Consider the following 21,905-nt stretch of genomic DNA (forward strand, 5'->3'; position numbering starts at 1 on the left):
GAACACCCGCCATCCGGCGGTTCCGAGGTCGTAGGGGAAGACGCACCTCGAGAACGGAGACGGAGATGGCGGAGATGGTCACGCGGGCTGTGCGCGCCGCGCGAGGCGTGCTGTTCGTGCACTCCTCGCCGCGGGCGCTGTGCCCGCATGTGGAATGGGCGGCAGGTCGCGCACTCGGCACGGCGGTGAACTTCGACTGGTCGGAGCAGCCCGTGTACCGCGGGCTCATGCGCGCCGAGTTCACCTGGGAGGGCGAGGCCGGCACCGGCGCGAAGCTCGCCTCGGCGCTCCGCGGCTGGGAGCAGCTGCGCTTCGAGGTGAGCGAGGACCCGACGCACGGCTCCGACGGCGCCCGCTGGATGCACACGCCCGACCTTGGCGTCTACTTCGCCCAGACCGACACCGCCGGCAACACGGTGATCCCCGAGGACCGCATCCGCTACGCGATGGAGGTGGCGGGCCACGACGCGCTCGAGTTGCACCGCGAGCTCCGGCTCGCGCTCGGGCAGGCCTGGGACGACGAGCTCGAGCCGTTCCGGCACGCCAGTGATTTCGCCCCGGTCGTCTGGTTGCACCAGGTGGGCTGAGGGCGACGCGGTCCGCGCGGTGGCGTGACGCGAGGTCGGATGACCCTTCCCGGCAACGCATGAGGCGAAACCCCGCGGACCATGACGAGAAGACCCCGGCGCCAGATGGCGACCGGGGTCTTCGCATGGGCGTGCGCCCGCGTCATCCGCTCAGTGGGTGCGGAACGCGGCGACGGCGTTGTGGCCGCCGAACCCGAAGGAGTTCGAGATCGCAACGAGATCGCCGTCGCCGAGCGCGCGGGGCGAGGTCACGACGTCGAGCGGGATCTCGGGGTCCTGGTCGGTGAGGTTGATCGTGGGCGGCGCCGTGCGCTCGTGCAGGGCGAGCACGGTGAACAACGCCTCGATCGCGCCGGCGCCGCCGAGCAGGTGCCCGGTCGAAGCCTTGGTCGCGGTGACCGGGATGCCGTCGAGCACGTCGCCGAACACGCGACGCAGCGCGTTGTACTCGGCGATGTCGCCGACCGGCGTGCTCGTGGCGTGGGCGTTGATGTGCTTCACGTCACCGAGCGATGCGCCGGCCCCCTCGATGGCCGCCTTCATCGCGCGTGCCGCCGCCGAACCCTCGGGGTCGGGGGCGGTGATGTGGTACGCGTCGCTCGTGACCGCGCCGCCGAGGAGCTCGGCGTAGATGCGGGCGCCGCGGGCCTTGGCGTGCTCCTCGGTCTCGACCACCAGCGCGGCCGCGCCCTCACCGAGCACGAAGCCGTCTCGTGCGACGTCGTAGGGGCGCGACGCGATGGCGGGGTCGTCGTTCCGGCGCGAGAGCGCCTGCATCGATGCGAACGCCGCGATCGGCAGCGGGTGGATGGCCGCCTCCGAGCCGCCGGCGATGACGACGTCTGCGAGGCCCTGCTGCAGGTGGTCGTAGGCGTTCACGAGCGCCTCGGTGCTCGAGGCGCATGCCGAGACCACCGTGCGGATGCCTGCGCGGGCGTGCAGGTCCATGCCGATCGCCGCGCCCGGGCCGTTCGGCATGAGCATCGGCACGGTCATGGGCAGCACGCGACGCGGACCGCGCTCGCGCAGGGTGTCCCACGCGTCGAGGAGCGTCCATACGCCGCCGATGCCGGTCGACCAGTCGACCGCGAGGCGCTCGGGGGCGACCTCGGGGGCACCGGCGTCGGCCCAGGCCTCACGGCCGGCGATGAGGGCGAACTGGCTCGAGGGGTCGAGGCGCTTCAGCTCGTGGCGCTCGAGCACGCTCGCCGTCTCGACCTTGGCCGTCGCCGCGAACGTGACGGGCAGTGCGAGCTCGGTCACCCATTCCTGCTCGAGGTGGCGAGTGCCGGACTCGCCGGCGAGCAGGGCCGTCCAGCTGTCGCGGGCCGTTCCGCCGAGGGGCGAGGTCGCGCCGATGCCGGTGATCACGATCTTCTTGGTCATAACGAAAGCACTCCGTAGGAGGAAAAGGGGTCACGCGGTTGGGCGGGCGGCACGAGGTCGTGCCCGCCCGCCCGAACAGCGACTAGGCCTGGGCCTTGACGATGAAGTCGACGGCGTCGCCGACGGTCTTGAGGTTCTTCACCTCTTCGTCGGGGATCTTCACGTCGAACTTCTCCTCCGCGTTGACGACGATCGTCATCATCGAGATGGAGTCGATGTCGAGGTCATCGGTGAACGACTTGTCCAGCTCAACCGTGTCGGTCGCAATGCCGGTCTCGTCGTTGATGAGCTCGGCCAGGCCGGCAAGCACTTCTTCGGTGGACAATGCCATTGTTCTTCTCCTTGGGGGTGTCTCGTTTGACCGAGAGACAGTCTAGATGGACGAGGGGACGGTGGTTCAGGGCAGAACCACCACTTGGGCGCCGAATACGAGTCCTGCGCCGAAGCCGATCTGGAGGGCGAGGCCTCCTGAGAGTTCCGGATGCTCCTCGAGCAGCCGGTGGGTCGCGAGCGGGATCGAGGCCGCGGAGGTGTTGCCGGTCGTCGCGATGTCGCGGGCGACCACGACGGAGTCGGGCAGCTTCAGCTGCTTGGCGAACTCGTCGATGATGCGCATGTTGGCCTGGTGGGGGATGAACGCCGCGAGGTCGGCGCTCGTGACGCCCGCGGCATCCAGCGCCTGCTTCGCCACCTTCGCCATGTCCCACACGGCCCAGCGGAAGACCGTCTGGCCCTCCTGGCGGAGCGTCGGCCATTCGGTTGCCCCGTCGCGGAACTCCGTGAGGGTGTGGTTCATGCCGACCGCGTCGGCCTTCGAGCCGTCGGAGCCCCATATCGTGCGGGCGATGCCGGGGAAGTCGCTCGGGCCGATGACGACGGCGCCTGCGCCGTCGCCGAGGAGGAACGAGATCGAGCGGTCCGTCGGGTCGACCACGTCGGAGAGCTTCTCGGCGCCGATCACGAGGGCGTAGTGCGCGACGCCCGTACGGATGAGCGCGTCGGCCTGCGCGATCGCGTACGCGTAGCCGGCGCACGCGGCGTTCGTGTCGTATGCAGCCGCGGGGTTCGCACCGACGCGATCGGCCACGACGGCTGCCATCGAGGGCGTCTGCTGGACGTTGGAGATCGTGGCGATGATGACGAGGTCGATGAGCTCGGGCGCGACGCCCGACTTCGCGATGGCCTCGTGTGCGGCATCCGTCGCCAGGTCGATCGCCGGCACGTCGGCCCCGGCACGGGCCCGGGTGATGATGCCGGTGCGCTGCTGGATCCACTCGTCGGAGGAGTTGATCGGGCCCACGAGGTCGTCGTTCGGCACGAGGTTGGCTCCGCGAGCGGCGCCGATCGCGTAGATGCGCGTGTATGCGGGTCCGTGCGACTGCTGGAGGGTGGGTTTCGTCATGCTCGGCTTTCTCTGTGCGCCAGGTTCAGGCGGCCCGGTCGATGAGCTCGATGGCGGCGGGGAGGTCGTCGGGCGTCTTCACGGCGACGGTGGGCACGCCCTTGAGGCCGCGCTTCGCGAGGCCGACGAGCGCGCCGGCCGGTGCGACCTCGATGATGCCCGTGACACCGGCGGCGGCGAACGCCTCCATGCAGCGGTCCCAACGCACCGGCGAGGAGACCTGGCCGACGAGCAGGTCGACGAACGCGGCCCCGGAGGTCACCACGCTGCCGTCGTGGTTCGTCCAGAGCGTGACGCCCGGGTCCGACACGTCGTGAGCGGCGGCGACGGCGGCCAGGTGCTCGACCGCGGGGCGCATGTACCGTGTGTGGAAGGCGCCGGCCACCTGCAGCGGGATGACGCGCGCGGCGGCCGGCGGCTCGGCCTTCAGCCGCTCCAGTGCGTCCAGTGCACCGGCGACCACGATCTGGCCCCCGCCGTTGAAGTTCGCCGGCTCCAGGCCGAGCTCGTCGAGGCGTGCCAGCAGCGCGGACTCGTCGCCGCCGAGCACCGCGCTCATGCCCGTGGGCTCGAGCGCCGCGGCATCCGCCATCGCCCTGCCGCGCTCCGCGACGAAGTGCATGGCGTCGGCCTGGGCCAGCACGCCGGCGCCCGCAGCGGCGGTGATCTCGCCCACGGAGTGGCCGGCGATGCCGCCGATGCGCTCGGCGCGACCGTCGGCGAGGAGACGGCCGAGGGTGAGCAGGCCCGCCGCGACGATGAGCGGCTGGGCGATCGCGGTGTCGCGGATGGTGTCGGCGTCGCTCACGGTGCCGTGGGTCGCGAGGTCGACGCCCGCGGCCCCCGAGTACGCGGCGAGCAGCTCCGCGGACGCGGAGTCGGTGAGCCAGGGGGTGAGGAATCCGGGGGTCTGAGAGCCCTGTCCAGGGCAGACGACGACGATCACCCTCCCTAGTCTGCCAATGAGCGGGAGGGCGGGTGTGTGTCGATGCGACAAGCTCTCGCCGGAAGCCTTGTGCGTGCCCGACATGCCGATGCGGCGACGGACGTCAGCTCGGGCGTCGCCGCGGCTGGTGCTCGTGGTCGCTCATCGACCCGATGATGAGCGCCGCCTGCAGGATGAGCGCCTCCCGTGCACCGGTTGCGTCCCAGCCGATGACGTCCGAGACGCGCTTCAGCCGGTACCGCACCGTGTTGGGATGCACGAAGAGCTCGCGAGCCGTCGCCTCGAGCGACCGACCGTTGTCGAGGTAGCTCCACAGCGTGGTGAGCAGCTCGGTCGAGTGCGCCTGCAGCGGGCGGTAGATGCGATGCACGAGGGTCGCCCGCGCGAGCGGATCGCCCGCCAGTGCTCGCTCGGGCAGGAGGTCGTCGGCGTGCACCGGACGCGGCGCGTGACGCCACGACCTCGCCACCGCGAACCCGGCCAGGGCGGCCTTCGCGCTCTTGGAGGCGTCCACGAGGTTCGGCACCTCGTGGCCGAGCACCAGGTGGCCCGGGCCGAAGTGCGGCTCGAGCTGCGTGGCGATCTCCATGAACGTCAGCGCGGGGGAGGTGCCGATCGTGTCCTCGGGCTCGCGGCCGAGCGGGTCGGACCGGCCGATGACCAGCACGAGGCGGTTGCCCTGCACGCCGATGAGCACGTCTGCGTGCATGTGCCGGGCCGCCCGGCGCACGTGGTCGACATCGAGCTGCTTCGGGGCGGTGCCCACGAGCACCGCGACCTCGCCGTGGCCGTGCCAGCCGAGCGCGGCGATACGGCTCGGCAGTTCGTCGTCGTACTCGCCCGACAGGATCGAGTCGACGACGAGCGCCTCCAGGCGCGCGTCCCAGAGCCCGCGTGCCTCGGCGGCCCGGGCGTAGACGTCCGCGGCGGCGAAGGCGATCTCGCGCGAGTAGAGCAGGATGGCCTCGCGGAGCAGCTCGCCGCCGTCCTTCACGCGGTCCTCGACCACCTCGACGGTCACGCGGATGAGCTGCAGCGTCTGCTGGAGGCTCACCGACCGCAGGAGCTCGCGCGGCGCAGCGCCGAAGACGTCGGCCGCGATCCACGGCGTCGACCGCGGGTCGTCGAACCATGAGATGAACGACGAGATGCCGGCCTGGGCGACGAGGCCCACCGCCGATCGACGACTCGGGGGCATGTCGCCGTACCACGGCAGCGTGTCCTCGAGGCGCTTCAGCGTCTGGGTCGAGAGTTCGCCCGCGATGGTGCGCAGCCATGCGAGCGTCTCCGCCTTCGTCCTTGGCTTCGTCGCCACCTCGTCGCCTTCTAGCTCTCGCCGCCGGCCGATCCGGTGGTGCCGGCGTTCACGTCGTGGAGCCGGTACTTCTCGATGGCCTGCGCCGGGAGCGAGTGGTCGACCTGGCCCCGCGCGGCGAGCATCTCGAGCGCGCGCACGACGACCGACGGTCCGTCGATCTTGAAGAAGCGTCGAGCCGCAGGGCGCGTGTCGGAGAAGCCGAACCCGTCGGCGCCGAGCGTGGCGAACTCGCCGGGTACGTACGGGCGGATCTGGTCGGGCACCGCGTGCATGAAGTCGGTGACCGCGACGAACGGGCCCTGCGAGTCCGAGAGCTTCTGCGTGAGGTACGACGTGCGCCGTTCGGCCTCGGGGTTCAGGAAGTTGTGCTCGTCGGCGGCGAGGCCGTCGCGCCGGAGCTCGGTCCAGCTGGTCACCGACCAGACGTCGGCCGACACGCCCCAGTCCGCAGCGAGCAGTTCCTGCGCCTCGATGATCCATGGCACGGCCACGCCCGACGCGAGGAGCTGGGCCTTCGGTCCCTGCACGGGCGACGTCGACAGTCGGTGGATGCCGCGGACGACGCCCTCGACGTCGACGCCCTCGGGCTCGGCGGGCTGCACGATCGGCTCGTTGTACACGGTGAGGTAGTACATGACGTTGGGATCGGGGTGGGTGCCGCCGTACATGCGGTCGAGGCCCGAGCGCACGATGTGACCGATCTCGTAGCCGTAGGCGGGATCGTACGAGACGACTGCCGGGTTCGTGGACGCCAACAGCAGCGAGTGGCCGTCGGCGTGCTGCAGTCCCTCGCCGGTGAGCGTGGTGCGGCCGGCCGTGGCGCCGATCATGAATCCGCGCGCCATCTGGTCGCCGGCGGCCCAGATCGCATCGCCGGTGCGCTGGAACCCGAACATCGAGTAGAAGACGTAGATCGGGATGAGCGGCTCGCCCTCGGTGGAGTACGAGGTGCCGATGGCGGTGAACGCGGCGAGCGCGCCCGCCTCGTTGATGCCGACGTGGATGATCTGGCCCTGCGGGCTCTCCTTGTAGGCGAGGAGCAGCTCGCGGTCGACCGACGTGTAGTGCTGGCCCATCGGGTTGTAGATCTTCGCGTTCGGGAAGAACGCGTCCATGCCGAAGGTGCGGGCCTCATCGGGGATGATCGGCACGATGCGGTTGCCGAAGTCCTTGGCGCGCATGAGGTCCTTCAGGATCCGCACGAACGCCATCGTGGTGGCGATCTCCTGCGTGCCGGATCCCTTCTTCGCGATCGCATATGCGGAGTCGTCGGGCAGGGAGATCGCGGTGTGGTTCGTACGGCGCTCGGGCAGATAGCCGCCGAGCTCTCGACGGCGCTCGTGGAGGTAGTGGATGGCCTCGTCCTGGTCGCCGGGGTGGTAGTACGGCGGAAGGTACGGGTTCTCCTCGAGTTGTGCGTCGCTGATGGGGATGCGCATCGTGTCGCGGAACGTCTTGAGGTTGTCCAGCGTCATCTTCTTCATCTGGTGGGTCGCGTTGCGGCCCTCGAAGCTCGGACCGAGGCCGTAGCCCTTGATCGTCTTCGCGAGGATGACGGTGGGCTGGCCGGTGTGCTCGGTGGCCGCCTCGAATGCCGCGTACACCTTGCGGTAGTCGTGGCCGCCGCGCTTCAACCCCCACACCTGGTCGTCGGTGAGGTCCTTCACGAGCTCGAGCGCGCGCGGGTCGCGGCCGAAGAAGTTCTCCCGTACGTAGGCGCCGGACTCCGCCTTGTAGGTCTGGTAGTCGCCGTCGGGCGTGACGTTCATGAGGTTGCGCAGGGCGCCGTCGTGGTCGCGGGCGAGCAGGTCGTCCCACTCGCGGCCCCAGACCACCTTGATGACGTTCCAGCCGGCACCGCGGAAGAAGCTCTCGAGCTCCTGGATGATCTTGCCGTTGCCGCGCACCGGGCCGTCGAGACGCTGCAGGTTGCAGTTGATCACGAACGTGAGGTTGTCGAGGCCCTCGTTCGCGGCGACCTGGAGCTGCCCGCGGCTCTCGACCTCGTCCATCTCGCCGTCGCCGAGGAACGCCCACACGTGCTGGTCGGAGGCATCCTTGATGCCGCGATTCGTCAGGTACCTGTTGAGCTGCGCCTGGTAGATCGCGTTGATCGGGCCGAGGCCCATCGACACCGTGGGGAATTGCCAGAAGTCGGGCATGAGCCGCGGGTGCGGGTACGACGAGAGACCGTTCGGCGCGTGCGACTTCTCCTGGCGGAAGCCGTCGAGCTGGTCGGCGCTGAGCCGGCCCTCGAGGAACGCGCGTGCATAGGTGCCGGGGGAGGCGTGACCCTGGATGAAGATCTGGTCGCCGCCACCGGGGTGGTCGTGCCCGCGGAAGAAGTGGTTGAAACCGACCTCGTAGAGGGCGGCGGATGACGCGTACGTCGAGATGTGACCGCCGACCGCGATCCCGGGTCGCTGCGCCCGGTGCACGAGCATGGCCGCGTTCCAGCGGATCCACGCGCGGTAGCGACGCTCGATCTCCTCGTCACCGGGGAACTCGGGCTCGTTCTCGGGCGCGATCGTGTTGAGGTAATCGGTCGTCGGGACCATCGGCACACCGAGGTGCAGCTCCTTCGAGCGCTTCAGCAGGCTGAGCATGATCTCCCGGCCGCGCTGGTGCCCCTTCTCGGCGACGAGCGCGTCGAGCGACTCGGCCCATTCGAATGTCTCCTCGGGATCGGAGTCCATCGCCTCGACCGAGTAGGGGTCCTGGTCGTTGACAGTCACACTCGACCTCTCTCTTCAGCAGATCATGCCTGCGGGTGCGGGGCGTGCGCACGACGGAGGGACCGGATCACGGTCGCGTGGCACCACGCCATCCTAGTGATTCTATGCCTCCCACGTCGGGGCTAGGCTGGGCGCCGTCACACCGCATCCACGCAGGGAACCACACGACGATGATCCTCCAGCCAGGCACGGTCGCCCCCGACTTCGCACTGCGCAACCAGTTCGGCGAGTCCGTCGCACTCGGCGACCTCCGGGGCGTGAAGCCGGTCACCGTCGTCTTCTTCCCCCTCGCGTTCTCACGCACCTGCCAAGGCGAACTCTGCGAGCTCCGGGACCACATGGGCCTCTTCGCCGACGCCGGTACGCAGCTCCTCGGGATCTCGGTGGACTCCAAGTACACGCTCCGTGCGTGGGCCGAGGAACAGCACTACGACTTCCCGCTCCTCGCCGACTTCTGGCCGCACGGCGAGGTCGCCCGCGCCTACGGCGCCTTCCTCGAGGAGCGCGGTTACGCGGACCGCGCCACCTTCGTGATCGACGCAGACGGCGTCATCCGGGCGAGCTTCGCGACGGGCCCGGGCGAGGCGCGCTCGCTCGACCAGTACAGGGCCGCGCTCGGGGCGATCTGAGGCGGTTGCGGCATCCGCCCTCATGCAAGGAGGTTGACGGACCTCGCGATGACGAGTGTGAGGACGACGAATCCGCCGAAAGCCTGCAGCGCCATCAGGAGCTTGAAGCGGGATGAGAGCGGCATCGCATCGGTGGCGCTGAACGCCATCGAGGTCGAGATCGAGGAATAGAAGTAATCGACGAATCGCGGGGTCCAGTCCCGAACCGCCGACGAACCCGCGGCGACCTCGGCAACCGCGTCCTCGTCCTCGTCCTGGGGGAACCGGAGGTCGGCCGGCGGCAGGTCGGCTCGCGCCGCCATCGTGCGGAGCACCGGGCCGCCGCGGTCGAGTTCCCAATACAAGGTCGTGAACCCGATCACATTCGCCGCCCAGATCTGCACTGAGGCGATGAGCAGCTCGGGGGCGTCATGTGGGGCGCCGACCGCGAGAGCGACGACGAGGACCACGAGCGCCGCTTGGTTGGCGAACACGAGTCCGCCAGCCAGGGTGATCGACAGCCACTTGGTGACCTTCGAGCGTCGCGTCAACCGGCGCGGGTTCTCGATGACCAACGGCACGAGCAGGGCCAGTCCGAAGATCACGACGACGTAACGCTCCACACCGAGGATCTTGCCGGGCAGTGCCGCGTACAGTCCGAGCGCGATGAGCAGTGCGACGACCGGCGGCCAACGATGCTCCGACGGCGCCGTCCGACTCGGATGCTGCTGCATCGGCTCCATGGCGGCGAGTCTAGGCAGCCTCGGATAGCATGGGGATGCGCCGCGCGGCGTGGGCCTTTAGCTCAGTTGGTAGAGCGCCACGTTTACACCGTGGATGTCGTCGGTTCGAGCCCGGCAGGGCCCACTCCAAGACGTGGTCTCGATATCAGCCCGGGCGGTCTCACCGGTCCGGCAGCCGGGCGAACCCCGTGTGGAGGTCGTGCACACGTACCGTCCCGCTCCCCAGCATCGCGGCCTTCTGCCGCAGCTGGTCCACGAGCGCGTTGCTCGGCCTGCCGTACACGTCGATCGCCAGCAGGTTGATGAACGCACCGATGGGGCGGAACCTGGGACCGGCCACCTTCATGTGGAACTCCAGCGATGCCGAGTCGGGGTTGATGTGCAGCACGGTCATCCGCGTGCCGTTGTCGCTGAAGTACACGTGGTACGCCAGCAGCTGCGGTTCGTTGGCTTCAACGAACATCTTCAGGTCGTCCATGGCGGCCTTGAGCTCCTCGAGCCGGCCCGGCCGGACCTCGGATGTGTCCACGTACACGATGGGCTGCGGCATTTCCCCTCCCGGCGAATGGTTCTGCCCATCAGAAACGATGGCACAGAAACGATCCACTCGTCAGAGTTGAATCCTCGTCGTCGTGGAGTGGCTCTTCGGTCACCTGCATTGCCGGCCGACCCGAGGGCGGTTCGCTTCCGCGTGCGCACCCGCGGCGCCTGTGCCGGCACCTCCGGCGCTAGGCTGGGGCGCGTGCCAGTCGTTCTCGCCGAGGTCATGACGACGATCGATCGACTCTGGCCGCTCGAGGGCGCCGAGCCATGGGATGCCCCGGGGCTCGTCACCGGCGATCCCGATGCCCCCGTCGAGCGCGTGCTCTTCGCCGTCGACGCCGTGGCGGCGACCGTCGACGAGGCGATCGCGCTCGACGCCGACCTGCTCATCGCACATCACCCCCTGCTGCTGCGCGGGGTCACGTCCATCGCGGAGGACCGCTACAAGGGCGCCCTCCTCGCACGGCTGATCCGAGCGGACTGCGCGCTGCTGGCCGCGCACACGAACGCCGACGTCGTCGAGCAGGGCACTTCAGCGGTGCTCGCCGCGCGACTGGGACTCGTCGACGTGCGGCCGATCGTGCCCGGCGTGGACCCGGCCCGCGGGCTCGGACGCGTCGGCCGTCTGCCCGAGCCCACGACGCTCGGCCGCCTCACGCGCGTCCTCGCCGACGTGCTTCCCCCCACCGCCACCGGCGTGCGCGCCGCCGGCGGGTACGACGATCCCGTCGAGACGGTCGCGCTCTGCGGGGGAGCGGGCGACTCGCTCCTCGCGGACCCGGCGGTGCGCGGCGCCGACGTGTACATCACCGCCGACCTGCGCCACCACCCGGCATCCGAGGCTCGTGAGCAGGCGATGCTGGGTGGGGGACCGGCCCTGATCGACGTATCGCATTGGGCGAGCGAATGGCTGTGGCTCGACGCCGCCGCGACGGACCTGCGCGCCGCCCACCCCGAGCTCGACGTCCGCGTGAGCGAGCTCCGCACCGATCCGTGGGACTTCCAGGTCGTGCAATGATGACCTCCTGCCCACCGTCCCCCACGAGGAGCACCACGTGAAGGCCAGCCCCGCCGACCAGCAGGAACTGCTGCGGCTCCAGACGCTCGACACCCGCCTGCAGCAGCTCACCCACCGCCTCGGCTCGCTGCCGCAGGCGGCGCCGCTCGGCGAGCTCGCCCAGCGGGACACCGCCGTGCGCGGCACGCGCGCCGAGGCCGTGGGCGGCCTCGAAGACGCCCGCACCGAGCTGAAGCGGCTCGAGTCCGACGTGGCCGTCGTCGAGGCGCGGATCGCACGCGACGGCGACCGCCTGCAGCACACGTCGTCGGTGAAGGATGTCGCGGCGCTCGAGGCTGAACTCTCCTCGCTCGCCAGGCGCCTCTCCGACCTCGAGGACCAGGAACTCGTCGTCATGGAGCGGGTCGAGACCGCAGAGGCCGCGGTCGCGGGCATCGACGGGGAGCGTGCGTCGATCGCCGCGACGGCCGCGAGCCTCGAGGCCGAGCGCGACGAGGCCGCTGCAGGCTTCAGCGCCGAGCGCGACGCCGCCGAGCGCGACCGCGCGGTCGTGACGGGCGGCATCCCGGCCGACCTCCTCGCGCTCTACGAGCAGCGCCGTGTGCGCGGTGGGGGAGTCGGCGCGGCACTGCTGCGCCAGCGCACCTGCGGCGGCTGCACGATCACGCTGACCGGATCGGACCTCGAGAAGGTGCGGCGGGCGGCATCCGACGACGTGCTGCTCTGCCCCGAGTGCGACCGCATCCTCGTGCGCACCGACGAGTCCGGCCTCTGACGCCCTCGTCGCCCGCGCCGCGGGCATGAAGGGCAGCTTCGGCCTGTAACCTGAGAGGGCGAGCGGGTCGGCAAGACGGTCGCGTCATCCGAGCGATCGGATGCCGAGGAACGTCCGGGCTCCGCAGGGCAGGACGGTGGGTAACACCCACCCGGGGCAACCCGCGAGACAGTGCCACAGAAAGCAGACCGCCTCGGGCGCAGGTCCGAGGTAAGGGTGAAACGGTGGGGTAAGAGCCCACCAGCGGCCGCGGTGACGCGGTCGGCTCGGTAAACCTCGTCCGGAGCAAGGCCAGACAGGGAACGATGGGGCGGCCCGTCCCGTTCCCGGGTAGGCCGCTGGAGGGTCACGGCGACGTGACTCCGAGAGAGATGGCCGTCCAGCCGGTGTCGCGCAAGCGCCCGGTGAACAGAACCCGGCGTATCAGCCGGCCCGCTCGCACCGAGTCAGCGCCGCATACGCGCCTGTGCAGATCTCTAGCGGATCGCGAGGGCCGCCGCGCCGAGGATGCCCGCGTTGTTGCGGTGCACGGCCGGCGCGATCGGCGTCCGCAGGTCGAGCAGGGGCAGGAACTCCTCGTGGTGCTTCGACACCCCGCCGCCGACGACGAACAGGTCGGGGGAGAAGAGGAACTCCACGAACGAGTAGTACCGCTGCAGGCGCTTCGCCCACTGCGCCCAACTCAGCGATTCGCGTTCCATCGCAGAGTACGCGGCCCGGCTCTCGGCGTCGTGCCCGTCGATCTCGAGGTGCCCGAGCTCGGAGTTCGGCACGAGCACGCCGTCATGGATGAGTGCCGACCCGATCCCGGTGCCGAGGGTGGTGAGGATCACGAGTCCGTCGACCCCTTTCGCAGCACCGTAGCGCGACTCGGCGTAGCCGGCGGCATCCGCGTCGTTGATGAAGTGGATGTCGCGGCCGAGCGTGTTCTGGAAGAGCTCCTCCGCAGGCAGCCCGATCCACTCGTCTGAGATGTTCGCCGCCGAGAGGGTACGACCGTGCTTCACGATCGCCGGGAAGCACACGCCCAACGGCAGCTTCGTGCCATCGGTGAGCACGTCGATCCCCACGAGGAGCTCCTCGGTGGCCGCCAGGATGTCGGACGGGCGACCGCCCTCGGGCGTACGCACCTTGAACCGCTCGGTGACGAGCTCGCCGGTGCCGAGGTCGACGACCGCCCCCTTGATGCCCGTGCCGCCGATGTCGATGCCGATCGCGTGGTCAGTCGCCATGTCGCCACATTATCGCGGGTCGAACTGGCGGCATTCAGGGAAGGGTCAGGATCTCGGCGCCGCGCTCGGTCACGACGAGGGTGTGCTCGAACTGCGCCGTCAGCGCCCGGTCGCGCGTGACCACCGTCCAGTCGTCGTCCCAGACGTCCCACTCGAAGGTGCCGAGCGTGAGCATCGGCTCGATCGTGAAGACCATGCCCGGCTCCATGACCGTGTCGAACTCGGGGGCGTCGTAGTGGGGGATCACGAGCCCCGTGTGGAACGCCCGCCCCACGCCGTGGCCGGTGTAGTCGCGTACGACGCCGTACCCGAACCGCTTCGCGTACGCCTCGATCGCGCGACCGATCACGTTCACCTGCCGGCCGGGCGCGACGGCACGGATGCCGCGGGCGAGCGCCTCGCGGGTGCGCTCGACGAGCAGCACCGCTGCCTCGCCCGCCTCGCCGACGAGGAAGGTGTGGTTGAGGTCGCCGTGGTAGCCGTCGAGGTACGCGGTGACGTCGATGTTCACGAGGTCGCCGTCCTCGAGCACGGTGTCGTCCGGGATGCCGTGGCAGATCACCTCGTTGACCGAAGTGCACGACGACTTCGGGTAGCCGCGATATCCGAGGGTCGACGGGTAGGCCCCGTGCGCGACCACGTACTCGTGCGCGATGCGGTCGAGCTCGTCGGTCGTGACGCCGGGTCGTATGGCGGATGCCGCGGCCTCGATCGCCCGCGCCGCGATCCTCCCGGCGGCCCGGATCCGCTCCACCTCGTCGCGCGTGTACACGTCGCCCGCGGTGTTCGGCGTCGGGGCGGGGCGGCCCACGTACTCGGGGCGGGGGATGGCGGCGGGCACCGGACGCGTCGGCGACAGGCGTCCGGGGATCAGGTGGCCGGCGGCGTCCTTGGGCATAGGATCAGCCTATGGCCGAGGATGTCGAGCACATGTTCTGGTACAACATGCACACCGGCGAGGTCGAGCAGGGGTTCGTGTCGCCGTCGATCGATCGCGTCGGGCCGTTCGAGACGCACGCGGAAGCCGAGCGGGCGCTCGAGATCCTGCGCGCGAACAGCGCGAAGTGGGCCGAGGAGGAGGCCGCGGAGGACTGAGCCGGGGTGCGGCTGGTCGGGTTTCGAGACGGCGCTGCGCGCCTCCTCAACCCGCAGAGGGGGTCTACTCGTAGCTGTGCTCGGCGTTCGGGTAGGTGCCCGACTCCACGTCCTCACGCCATTCGCGGGCCGCCTCGCTGAGGATGCCCGACAGGTCCGCGTACTGCTTGACGAACTTCGGCACGCGCCCGATCGTGAGGCCGGCCCAGTCGGTCCAGACCAGGAGCTGCCCGTCGGTGTGCGGACCGGCGCCGACGCTGATCGTGGGGATGTCGAGGAGCTCGGTGACCTGCCGCGCGGCATCCGCCGGCACCATCTCGAGCACGACGGCGAACGCGCCGGCGTCCTGCACGGCCTTCGCGTCGGCGAGGAGCTGCTTCACGCCCTCGCCGCGCCCCTGGATGACGTGGCCGCCGAGCCCGTGCTCGCTCTGGGGGGTGTACCCGATGTGCGCCATGACCGGGATGCCGGCCTGCACGATGCGGCGGATCTGCTTGTGACTGCGTTCGCCGCCCTCGAGCTTGACGGCATGCGCTCCCGTCTCCTTCATGAAGCGCACCGCGGTGTGCAGGGCCTCCTCGGGTCCGTTCTCGTACGAGCCGAACGGCATGTCGGCGACGACGAACGCGCGCCTGACCGCGCCCGCGACGGCGCGGGTGAGCGGGATGAGGTCGTCGACCTTCACGGGCAGCGTCGTCTCGTAGCCGAGCACGTTGTTGCCGGCGGAGTCGCCGACCAGGAGGAAGTCGATTCCCGCCTCGTCGAAGATGCGCGCGGTGAGCTGGTCGTAGCTCGTCAGTCCCGTGATCTTGATGCCCTCGCGCTTGGCGTTCTGGAAGTGTCGTGTGCGCACCCGCTTCGGGCCTCCGGATGCTGCGCCGCCGCCGTAGGGGTTCGTCTCGGCCGCGGCCGGGGTCGCGGATGCTGCGTCGTTCACGGGCTGCTCTGACATGTCGCCAGTCTGGCACACGCGACATCCGGCCTCGGCGCCCCGGCGTTCGCCGAGCCGGTACCCTGAGAGGTGCGAGAGAGGGTGTGGATGGATAAGCAGCGCGACTTCGTTCTCCGGACCATCGAGGAGCGAGGAGTCAAGTTCGTCAGGCTCTGGTTCACCGACGTCGTCGGCACGCTGAAGTCGGTCGCGATCGCCCCGGCCGAGGTCGAAGGGGCGTTCACCGAGGGCATCGGATTCGACGGGTCCGCGATCGAGGGCTTGAGCCGCACGTACGAGTCCGACCTGCTCGCGTTCCCCGACCCGACGACGTTCCAGACGCTCCCGTGGCGCGGCGACATCGATCCCACCGCGCGCATGTTCTGCGACATCACCACGCCCGACGGCGAGCCGGCCGTCGCCGATCCGCGCAACGTGCTGAAGCGCACGCTCGCGCGGGCGGCAGATCGCGGCTTCACCTTCTACACGCATCCCGAGATCGAGTTCTACCTGCTGCGCTCGTCGAAGTACGGCGAAGATGGCCCCGTTCCGGTCGACTCCGCGGGCTACTTCGACAACGTACCTGGCGGCACCGCCCACGACTTCCGTCGTCGCAGCGTGCGCATGCTGGAGGACCTCGGCATCTCGGTCGAGTTCAGCCACCACGAGGCGGGGCCCGGCCAGAACGAGATCGACCTGCGCTACGCCGACGCGCTGACCACGGCCGACAACATCATGACCTTCCGCACGGTCGTGAAGGAGGTCGCGATCGAGCAGGGCGTCTACGCCACGTTCATGCCGAAGCCGTTTACGCAGTACCCGGGCAGCGGCATGCACACGCACCTCTCGCTCTTCGAAGGCGACGCCAACGCCTTCTACGGGCCGGGTGCGCAGTACCAGCTCTCGAAGATCGGTCGCCAGTTCATCGCCGGCCTCCTCAGACACGCCAATGAGATCTCGGCGGTCACGAACCAGTTCGTGAACTCGTACAAGCGGCTGTGGGGCGGCGACGAGGCGCCGAGCTTCATCTGCTGGGGCCACAACAACCGCTCCGCGCTCGTGCGCGTGCCGCTCTACAAGCCGAACAAGGGGCAGAGCGCCCGCGTCGAGTACCGCGCCATCGACTCCGCAGCGAACCCGTACCTCGCGTTCTCCCTGCTGCTCGCAGCGGGCATGAAGGGCATCGAGGAGGGCTACGAGCTCCCGCCCGAGGCGGAGGACGACGTGTGGGCCCTCACCGACAGCGAGCGCCGAGCGCTCGGCTACCACCCGCTGCCGGCGAGCCTCGACCACGCCATCGAGTACATGGAGGAGTCGGAGCTGATCGCCGAGACACTTGGCGAGCAGGTCTTCAACTACGTGCTCGCGAACAAGCGCGCGGAGTGGCGCGACTACCGCTCGCAGGTGACGCCCTTCGAGCTGCAGCGCAACCTCGAGATCCTCTGACCCGCACCGGATGTCACGTCAGGCCCAGACCCTCGGCCGGCTCGCACGAGCGGGCTTCGACGATCTCGACGCCGCGGCCGCGGGCCTCGAGTCACTCGCCTCGTCGACGGGCGTCGACGAGGAGCGGCTGCTCGTGGCGTTCTCGCACGCCGGCGACCCCGACGAGGCGCTCGTCGCCGCCAGGCGGCTGCAGGAGCGCGCGCCGCACGAGGTCGCCGCGGTGCTCGAGCACGACGCGTCCGCCGAGCGCATGGCTCGGCTGCTCGGCGCATCACGGGGGTTCGCCGACTTCCTGATGCGGCATCCGCGCGAACTGGCCGTGCTGCAGCAGGCGCCGGTGACGCCGAACGGCACAGAGGATGCCCGCACCGTGCTCCTCGCCGCGCTCGACGACGTCCACGTGCCGCACGCGCGCTACCTGGAGGCCGCCGCCGCCGCGATCCGCGTGCGGTATCGGCGCCTGCTCGCGGGCATCGCCGTCTACGACCTCACGCGCCCCGACTCGATCGAGGCGGTGGACACGGTCGCAGCGGGTCTCGCCGACCTCGCGGGAGCGACGCTCGACGCCGCGATCGCCGCAGCTCGGCGTGCCATCGCCCGAGCCGAGGGCGAGCCGGCCGGTCCGGGCCGGTACCCGGCGTCCGAGGTCGAGGCGACCCGCCTCGCCGTCATCGGGATGGGCAAGGCCGGCGCGCGTGAGCTCAACTACGTCAGCGACGTCGACGTGATCTTCGTGGCCGGGTCCGCCGATGAGGAGGTCGTCGCCACCCCGCGGGCGCTCGAGCTCGCCACGCGCCTCGCCGTGCTCGGCATGCGCGTCATCTCGGAGCCCGGCATCGAGCCGCCCCTCTGGGAGGTCGACCCCAATCTCCGGCCAGAGGGCAAGAACGGCGCGCTCGTGCGCACGCTCGAGTCGCACCTGCAGTACTACGACCGATGGGCGAAGAGCTGGGAGTTCCAGGCGCTCCTCAAGGCGCGGCCGCTCGCGGGCGACACCGAACTCGGCGAGCGATATGCAGAAGGCGTGGCGCCGAAGGTGTGGGCGAGCTCCGGCCGCGACGGGTTCGTGGAGTCGGTGCAGCGCATGCGCGAACGGGTGACCGACCACATCCCGGCCGGTGAGGTCGACGTGCAGGTGAAGCTCGGCCCCGGCGGCCTCAGGGACATCGAATTCACCGTGCAGTTGCTGCAACTGGTGCACGGGGCCACGGATGCTGCGATCCGCCAGGCCGCCACACTGCCCGCCCTCGCCGCCCTGGCCGAGCGCGGCTACGTCGGCCGCGACGAGGCCGCGGAGTTCGCGCGCGACTACCGCTTCCTCCGCGTCCTGGAGCACCGCCTCCAGCTCGAGCGACTGCGCCGCACGCACCTCATGCCGCGCGGCGCCGCCGAGCTGCGCACGCTTGCGCGCTCCTCGGGCCTCGCGCGCAACGCCGACGACCTCACCGCCCTCTGGCACGCGACCCGGCAGCGGGTGCGCGGACTGCACGAACGGCTGTTCTACCGTCCGCTGCTCTCGGCGGTTGCGGCGCTGCCGGCGAGTGGACTCGAGCTCACGAGCGAGCAGGCGGAGGCGCGACTCGCGGCGATCGGATTCCGTGACCCCAAGGGGGCGCTGGCGCACATCGGCGCGCTCACCGCAGGGGTCTCGCGACGGGCCACCATCCAGCGGCACCTGATGCCGGTGCTCATCTCGTGGTTCGCCGACGGTGCCGACCCCGACTACGGCCTGCTCGCGTTCCGACGCCTGAGCGACACGCTCGGCAGCACCCACTGGTACCTGCGCCTCCTCCGCGATTCGTCGGATGCCGCGCTGCGCCTCACGCGCGTGCTCTCGGGCTCGCGCTTCGCGGGCGAGCTCCTCGAGCGCATCCCCGAGGCCGTGGCCTGGCTCGAGGACTTCGATGAGCTCCGTCCGCGCTCGCTCGCCGCCCTCGACGACGAGAAGCGGGCCGTCCTCGCTCGGCACGGCGACGTGGACGCCGCTGCGAAAGTGTTCCGTGCGATCCGACGGCGCGAGGTGCTGCGGCTGGCGCTGTCGGCGATCCTCGACGTGTGCTCGATCGAGGAACTCGGCCACGGGCTCTCCAACGTGACCCAGAGCCACATCGCGGCGATCGTCAGGGCGATCAGGGGAGACGAGCCCGAGGGCCTCGAGTTCGCCGTGATCGGGATGGGGCGGTTCGGTGGGCGCGAGCTCGGCATCGGCTCCGACGCCGATATCATCTACGTGTACCGGCCGACCGATGACCACTCCGAGGCGGCGCATTCGCGGGCGCTCAAGATCGTCGCGGAGCTCGGGCGACTCAGCGAGGACGCCAGGTTGCCGTTCGACCTCGACGCCGACCTGCGGCCCGAGGGCCGGAACGGCGTGGTCGCCCGCTCACTCGAGGCCTACCGCGCGTACTACGCCCGATGGTCGCTCACCTGGGAGGCGCAAGCGCTGCTGCGTGCCCGCGGCGTCGCCGGCGACGCCGCGCTCATCCGCGACTTCATGGAGCTCGCCGACACGGTGCGCTACCCCGAGCAGATCTCGGAGCGCGACATCCGCGAGGTCAAGCGCATCAAGGCCCGCGTCGAGAACGAGCGCCTGCCGCAGGGCGCCGACCCGACGCGGCACCTGAAGCTCGGCCGCGGCTCGCTGTCGGACGTCGAGTGGTTCGTGCAGCTCGTGCAGCTCGAGCACGGCGCCGAGGAGGCCTCGCTGCGCACGCCGTCGACGCTCGAGGCCCTGGCCGCCGCCGTGGAGCACGACCACATCACCTCGAGCGACGCCCGCACCCTGCGTGCCGCCTGGGTGTTCGCGACCCGCGCCAGATCGGCCCTCACGCTGTGGCTCGATCGCACCACCGACGTGCTGCCCGTCGAACGTTCGCAGCTCGAGGGCGTCGCGCGCATCATGGGCTACCCGCCCGGGTCGGCGTCGCGGCTCGAGAGCGACTACCTGCAGGTCACGCGCCGTGCACGCGCGGTGTTCGAGCGGGGCTTCTACGGGGTCGGGCCGCGCCGCGAGCCCACCACGGGCTGAATGAAACGGAAGGGCCTGCACCGCCGGAGCGATGCAGGCCCTTCCGGGATTGCAGGGGGTGCAGTCAGACGCCGAAGTACAGCTCGTACTCGAACGGGTGCGGGCGCTGGGCCAGGGGCTTCAGCTCCTTCTCGCGCTTGTAGTCGATCCAGGTCTCGATGAGCTCCTTGGTGAACACGCCGCCCTCGAGGAGGAAGTCGTGGTCGGCCTCGAGCGCGTCGAGCACGGCATCGAGCGAGCCCGGCACCTGCGGGATCGACTGGGCCTCCTCGGGCGGGAGCTCGTAGAGGTCCTTGTCGACGGGCTCGTGCGGCTCGATGCGGTTCTTGATCCCGTCGAGGCCGGCCATGAGCTGCGCGGCGAACGCGAGGTAGGGGTTGCCCGAGGCATCCGGCGCGCGGAACTCGATGCGCTTGGCCTTCGGGTTGGTGCCCGTGATCGGGATGCGGATGGCCGCGGAGCGGTTGCCCGCCGAGTAGACCAGGTTGACCGGTGCCTCGAAGCCCGGCACGAGGCGATGGTACGAGTTCACCGTCGGGTTCGTGAAGGCGAGGAGCGAAGGCGCGTGCTTGAGGATGCCGCCGATGTACCAGCGCGCGAGGTCGGAGAGGCCGCCGTATCCCGCCTCGTCGTAGAAGAGGGGCTTGCCCTCGTTCCAGAGCGACTGGTGCGTGTGCATGCCGGAGCCGTTGTCGCCGAAGAGCGGCTTCGGCATGAACGTCGCGGTCTTGCCCCACTCGTTCGCGGTGTTCTTGACGATGTACTTGAACTTCAGGATGTCGTCGGCAGCGTGGACCATGGTGTCGAACTTGTAGTTGATCTCGCCCTGGCCGGCGGTGCCCACCTCGTGGTGGCTGCGCTCGACCTCGAGTCCGGCCTCGATGAGCTTCAGCACGATGTCGTCGCGGAGGTCGGCGTGCTGGTCGACGGGGGAGACGGGGAAGTAGCCGCCCTTGTACGGGGTCTTGTTGGCGAGGTTGCCGCCCTCCTCGGCGCGGCCCGAGTTCCACGCGCCCTCACTCGAGTCGACGGCGTAGAAGCTCCCGTTCTGCTTCACCTCGTAGCGCACGTCGTCGAAGATGTAGAACTCGGCCTCGGGGGCGAAGAACGCCGTGTCGGCGATGCCCGTCGACGCGAGGTACTTCTCGGCCTTCTTCGCGACCTGGCGCGGGTCCTTGCCGTAGATCTCGCCGTTGCGCGGGTTGTAGATGTCGAAGATCATCACGAGCGTGCGCTCGGCACGGAAGGGGTCGACGTAGGCCGTGGAGACATCCGGGATCAGCTGCATGTCGGATTCGTGGATCGACGCGAAACCGCGGATCGACGAACCGTCGAACATCTGGCCGACGGTGAAGAACTCCTCGTCGACGGTCGACGCCGGGAGGTTGAAGTGCTGCTGCACACCCGGGAGGTCGGTGAAGCGGATGTCGAGGAACTTGACATCCGTCTCCTTGATGAACTTGAGCACTTCAGACGAATCACTGAACATGTGACGGAATCTCCAAGAGGGGCGGGTGGGACCGGACGGACGTGCACAGCCGCTAGCGACGCTATCGAGTCGCGGTTTCCCTGCCATGACACGAATGTTTCCGCCATGTTACGCGCATGCGGGGTCGGTAGACTCGTCGGATGCCCGACGCGAAACCCCGTACCCCCGGCGGACTCGAGCCCAGCCGGTGGCCGGGGGAGCGGCTCGGGCTCCCCGATTCGGGGCCCGGCTCCGTGGGACGGGTCGGTCGGCGCATCGTCGCCCTCGCCATCGACTGGGCGGCCGCCCTCCTGATCGCGCTGCTGTTCGCGCCGTACAGCTCGCTGCTGCACTCGTGGCTCACCCTCGGGATCTTCGCCCTCATGCAGATCGTGTTCATCCCGACGATCGGCGGCAGCGTCGGCCACCGCCTCGTGGGGATGCGGGTCGTTCCGATCGTCGGCGGATGGGTCGGACCGTGGCGTCCTGTGGTGCGCACGCTCCTGCTCGTCATCGTGATTCCCGCGCTCGTGTGGGACTCCGACCAGCGCGGCTTCCACGACAAGGTCGCCGGCACGGTGCTCATCCGCGCCTGACATGCGAAGCGGCATCCGCCGATGACGGATGCCGCACGCGAGAGGTCG

Annotated in this window: 20 protein-coding genes, 1 tRNA gene and 1 other RNA gene; 10 read left to right on the forward strand and 12 right to left on the reverse strand. The window is 69.9% G+C overall.

Features of this window, described 5'->3' with window-relative positions:
- Positions 1-65: 65 nt before the first annotated feature.
- Entirely contained in the window at positions 66-587 is a 522-nt protein-coding gene (locus tag ASG80_RS13640) for a DUF3145 domain-containing protein (protein ID WP_235508327.1), read from the forward strand.
- 150 nt (positions 588-737) lie between these two features.
- Here ASG80_RS13640 and ASG80_RS13645 read toward each other — a convergent pair whose 3' ends face one another.
- The 6 genes from ASG80_RS13645 to aceE all read right to left on the reverse strand — a co-directional run bounded on the left by ASG80_RS13645 (position 738) and on the right by aceE (position 8,374).
- Entirely contained in the window at positions 738-1,973 is a 1,236-nt protein-coding gene (locus ASG80_RS13645; RefSeq protein ID WP_056731596.1) for a beta-ketoacyl synthase, read from the reverse strand.
- Positions 1,974-2,055: 82 nt separating this feature from the next.
- On the reverse strand, positions 2,056-2,304 hold the full coding sequence (locus ASG80_RS13650) for an acyl carrier protein (protein WP_056731598.1): 249 nt from the start codon (positions 2,302-2,304) through the stop codon (positions 2,056-2,058).
- A 66-nt stretch (positions 2,305-2,370) separates the two neighbouring features.
- On the reverse strand, positions 2,371-3,375 hold the full coding sequence (locus ASG80_RS13655) for a beta-ketoacyl-ACP synthase III (protein ID WP_056731600.1): 1,005 nt from the start codon (positions 3,373-3,375) through the stop codon (positions 2,371-2,373).
- Positions 3,376-3,400: 25 nt separating this feature from the next.
- On the reverse strand, positions 3,401-4,321 hold the full coding sequence (locus ASG80_RS13660) for an ACP S-malonyltransferase (RefSeq protein WP_056731602.1): 921 nt from the start codon (positions 4,319-4,321) through the stop codon (positions 3,401-3,403).
- A gap of 103 nt (positions 4,322-4,424) precedes the next feature.
- The gene (locus tag ASG80_RS13665) at positions 4,425-5,636 is read right to left on the reverse strand and encodes a CdaR family transcriptional regulator (protein ID WP_056731604.1); all 1,212 of its coding nucleotides are present in this window, start codon (positions 5,634-5,636) and stop codon (positions 4,425-4,427) included.
- 11 nt (positions 5,637-5,647) lie between these two features.
- Positions 5,648-8,374 (reverse strand): pyruvate dehydrogenase (acetyl-transferring), homodimeric type, encoded by a 2,727-nt coding sequence (gene aceE / locus ASG80_RS13670; protein WP_056731606.1) that lies wholly within the window; start codon positions 8,372-8,374, stop codon positions 5,648-5,650.
- Positions 8,375-8,544: 170 nt separating this feature from the next.
- On the opposite strand from aceE, the gene ASG80_RS13675 reads away from it, so the two are divergent.
- The gene (locus ASG80_RS13675; RefSeq protein WP_056731608.1) at positions 8,545-9,003 is read left to right on the forward strand and encodes a peroxiredoxin; all 459 of its coding nucleotides are present in this window, start codon (positions 8,545-8,547) and stop codon (positions 9,001-9,003) included.
- A 20-nt stretch (positions 9,004-9,023) separates the two neighbouring features.
- Here ASG80_RS13675 and ASG80_RS13680 read toward each other — a convergent pair whose 3' ends face one another.
- Positions 9,024-9,725, reverse strand: a complete 702-nt coding sequence (locus ASG80_RS13680) for a hypothetical protein (RefSeq protein WP_235508328.1) — start codon at positions 9,723-9,725, stop codon at positions 9,024-9,026.
- 51 nt (positions 9,726-9,776) lie between these two features.
- On the opposite strand from ASG80_RS13680, the gene ASG80_RS13685 reads away from it, so the two are divergent.
- A tRNA-Val gene (locus ASG80_RS13685) sits at positions 9,777-9,849 on the forward strand.
- 36 nt (positions 9,850-9,885) lie between these two features.
- On the opposite strand, the gene ASG80_RS13690 is transcribed toward ASG80_RS13685, so the two are convergent.
- Complete coding sequence (locus tag ASG80_RS13690) at positions 9,886-10,275, reverse strand: hypothetical protein (RefSeq protein WP_056731610.1); 390 nt, start codon at positions 10,273-10,275, stop codon at positions 9,886-9,888.
- Between the two features lie 216 nt (positions 10,276-10,491).
- Between ASG80_RS13690 and ASG80_RS13695 the strand changes: the two genes are divergently transcribed.
- The 3 genes from ASG80_RS13695 (at position 10,492) to rnpB (ending at position 12,500) form a co-directional block, all read left to right on the forward strand.
- A complete protein-coding gene (locus tag ASG80_RS13695) occupies positions 10,492-11,286 on the forward strand; it encodes a Nif3-like dinuclear metal center hexameric protein (protein ID WP_056731612.1) in 795 nt (264 codons plus the stop codon).
- Positions 11,287-11,323: 37 nt separating this feature from the next.
- Positions 11,324-12,061, forward strand: a complete 738-nt coding sequence (locus ASG80_RS13700) for a zinc ribbon domain-containing protein (protein ID WP_056731614.1) — start codon at positions 11,324-11,326, stop codon at positions 12,059-12,061.
- 63 nt (positions 12,062-12,124) lie between these two features.
- An RNA gene (gene rnpB / locus ASG80_RS15210) (RNase P RNA component class A) lies at positions 12,125-12,500 on the forward strand.
- Positions 12,501-12,537: 37 nt separating this feature from the next.
- Here the strand turns inward: rnpB and ppgK are convergent.
- Together ppgK and map are read right to left on the reverse strand one after the other, a co-directional pair.
- Complete coding sequence (ppgK, locus tag ASG80_RS13705) at positions 12,538-13,293, reverse strand: polyphosphate--glucose phosphotransferase (RefSeq protein WP_056731616.1); 756 nt, start codon at positions 13,291-13,293, stop codon at positions 12,538-12,540.
- Between the two features lie 34 nt (positions 13,294-13,327).
- Complete coding sequence (gene map, locus ASG80_RS13710) at positions 13,328-14,191, reverse strand: type I methionyl aminopeptidase (protein WP_056731618.1); 864 nt, start codon at positions 14,189-14,191, stop codon at positions 13,328-13,330.
- Positions 14,192-14,202: 11 nt separating this feature from the next.
- Here map and ASG80_RS13715 point away from each other — a divergent pair, with 11 nt between their 5' ends.
- Complete coding sequence (locus tag ASG80_RS13715) at positions 14,203-14,388, forward strand: SPOR domain-containing protein (protein WP_056731621.1); 186 nt, start codon at positions 14,203-14,205, stop codon at positions 14,386-14,388.
- A gap of 64 nt (positions 14,389-14,452) precedes the next feature.
- Here ASG80_RS13715 and panB read toward each other — a convergent pair whose 3' ends face one another.
- Entirely contained in the window at positions 14,453-15,340 is an 888-nt protein-coding gene (gene panB / locus ASG80_RS13720) for a 3-methyl-2-oxobutanoate hydroxymethyltransferase (RefSeq protein ID WP_082590357.1), read from the reverse strand.
- Positions 15,341-15,427: 87 nt separating this feature from the next.
- On the opposite strand from panB, the gene ASG80_RS13725 reads away from it, so the two are divergent.
- Together ASG80_RS13725 and ASG80_RS13730 are read left to right on the forward strand one after the other, a co-directional pair.
- Positions 15,428-16,765 (forward strand): glutamine synthetase family protein, encoded by a 1,338-nt coding sequence (locus tag ASG80_RS13725; RefSeq protein WP_056731624.1) that lies wholly within the window; start codon positions 15,428-15,430, stop codon positions 16,763-16,765.
- 10 nt (positions 16,766-16,775) lie between these two features.
- Positions 16,776-19,793: a bifunctional [glutamine synthetase] adenylyltransferase/[glutamine synthetase]-adenylyl-L-tyrosine phosphorylase gene (locus tag ASG80_RS13730; RefSeq protein ID WP_056731626.1), complete on the forward strand. Its 3,018-nt coding sequence runs from the start codon at positions 16,776-16,778 to the stop codon at positions 19,791-19,793.
- 64 nt (positions 19,794-19,857) lie between these two features.
- Here ASG80_RS13730 and glnA read toward each other — a convergent pair whose 3' ends face one another.
- Positions 19,858-21,282 (reverse strand): type I glutamate--ammonia ligase, encoded by a 1,425-nt coding sequence (gene glnA, locus ASG80_RS13735; RefSeq protein WP_056731627.1) that lies wholly within the window; start codon positions 21,280-21,282, stop codon positions 19,858-19,860.
- 140 nt (positions 21,283-21,422) lie between these two features.
- Here glnA and ASG80_RS13740 point away from each other — a divergent pair, with 140 nt between their 5' ends.
- On the forward strand, positions 21,423-21,857 hold the full coding sequence (locus ASG80_RS13740; RefSeq protein ID WP_056731628.1) for an RDD family protein: 435 nt from the start codon (positions 21,423-21,425) through the stop codon (positions 21,855-21,857).
- Positions 21,858-21,905 lie beyond the last annotated feature (48 nt).

Origin of the sequence: Agromyces sp. Soil535, assembly GCF_001428255.1 — a bacterium.
Classification (GTDB): Bacteria; Actinomycetota; Actinomycetes; order Actinomycetales; family Microbacteriaceae; genus Agromyces.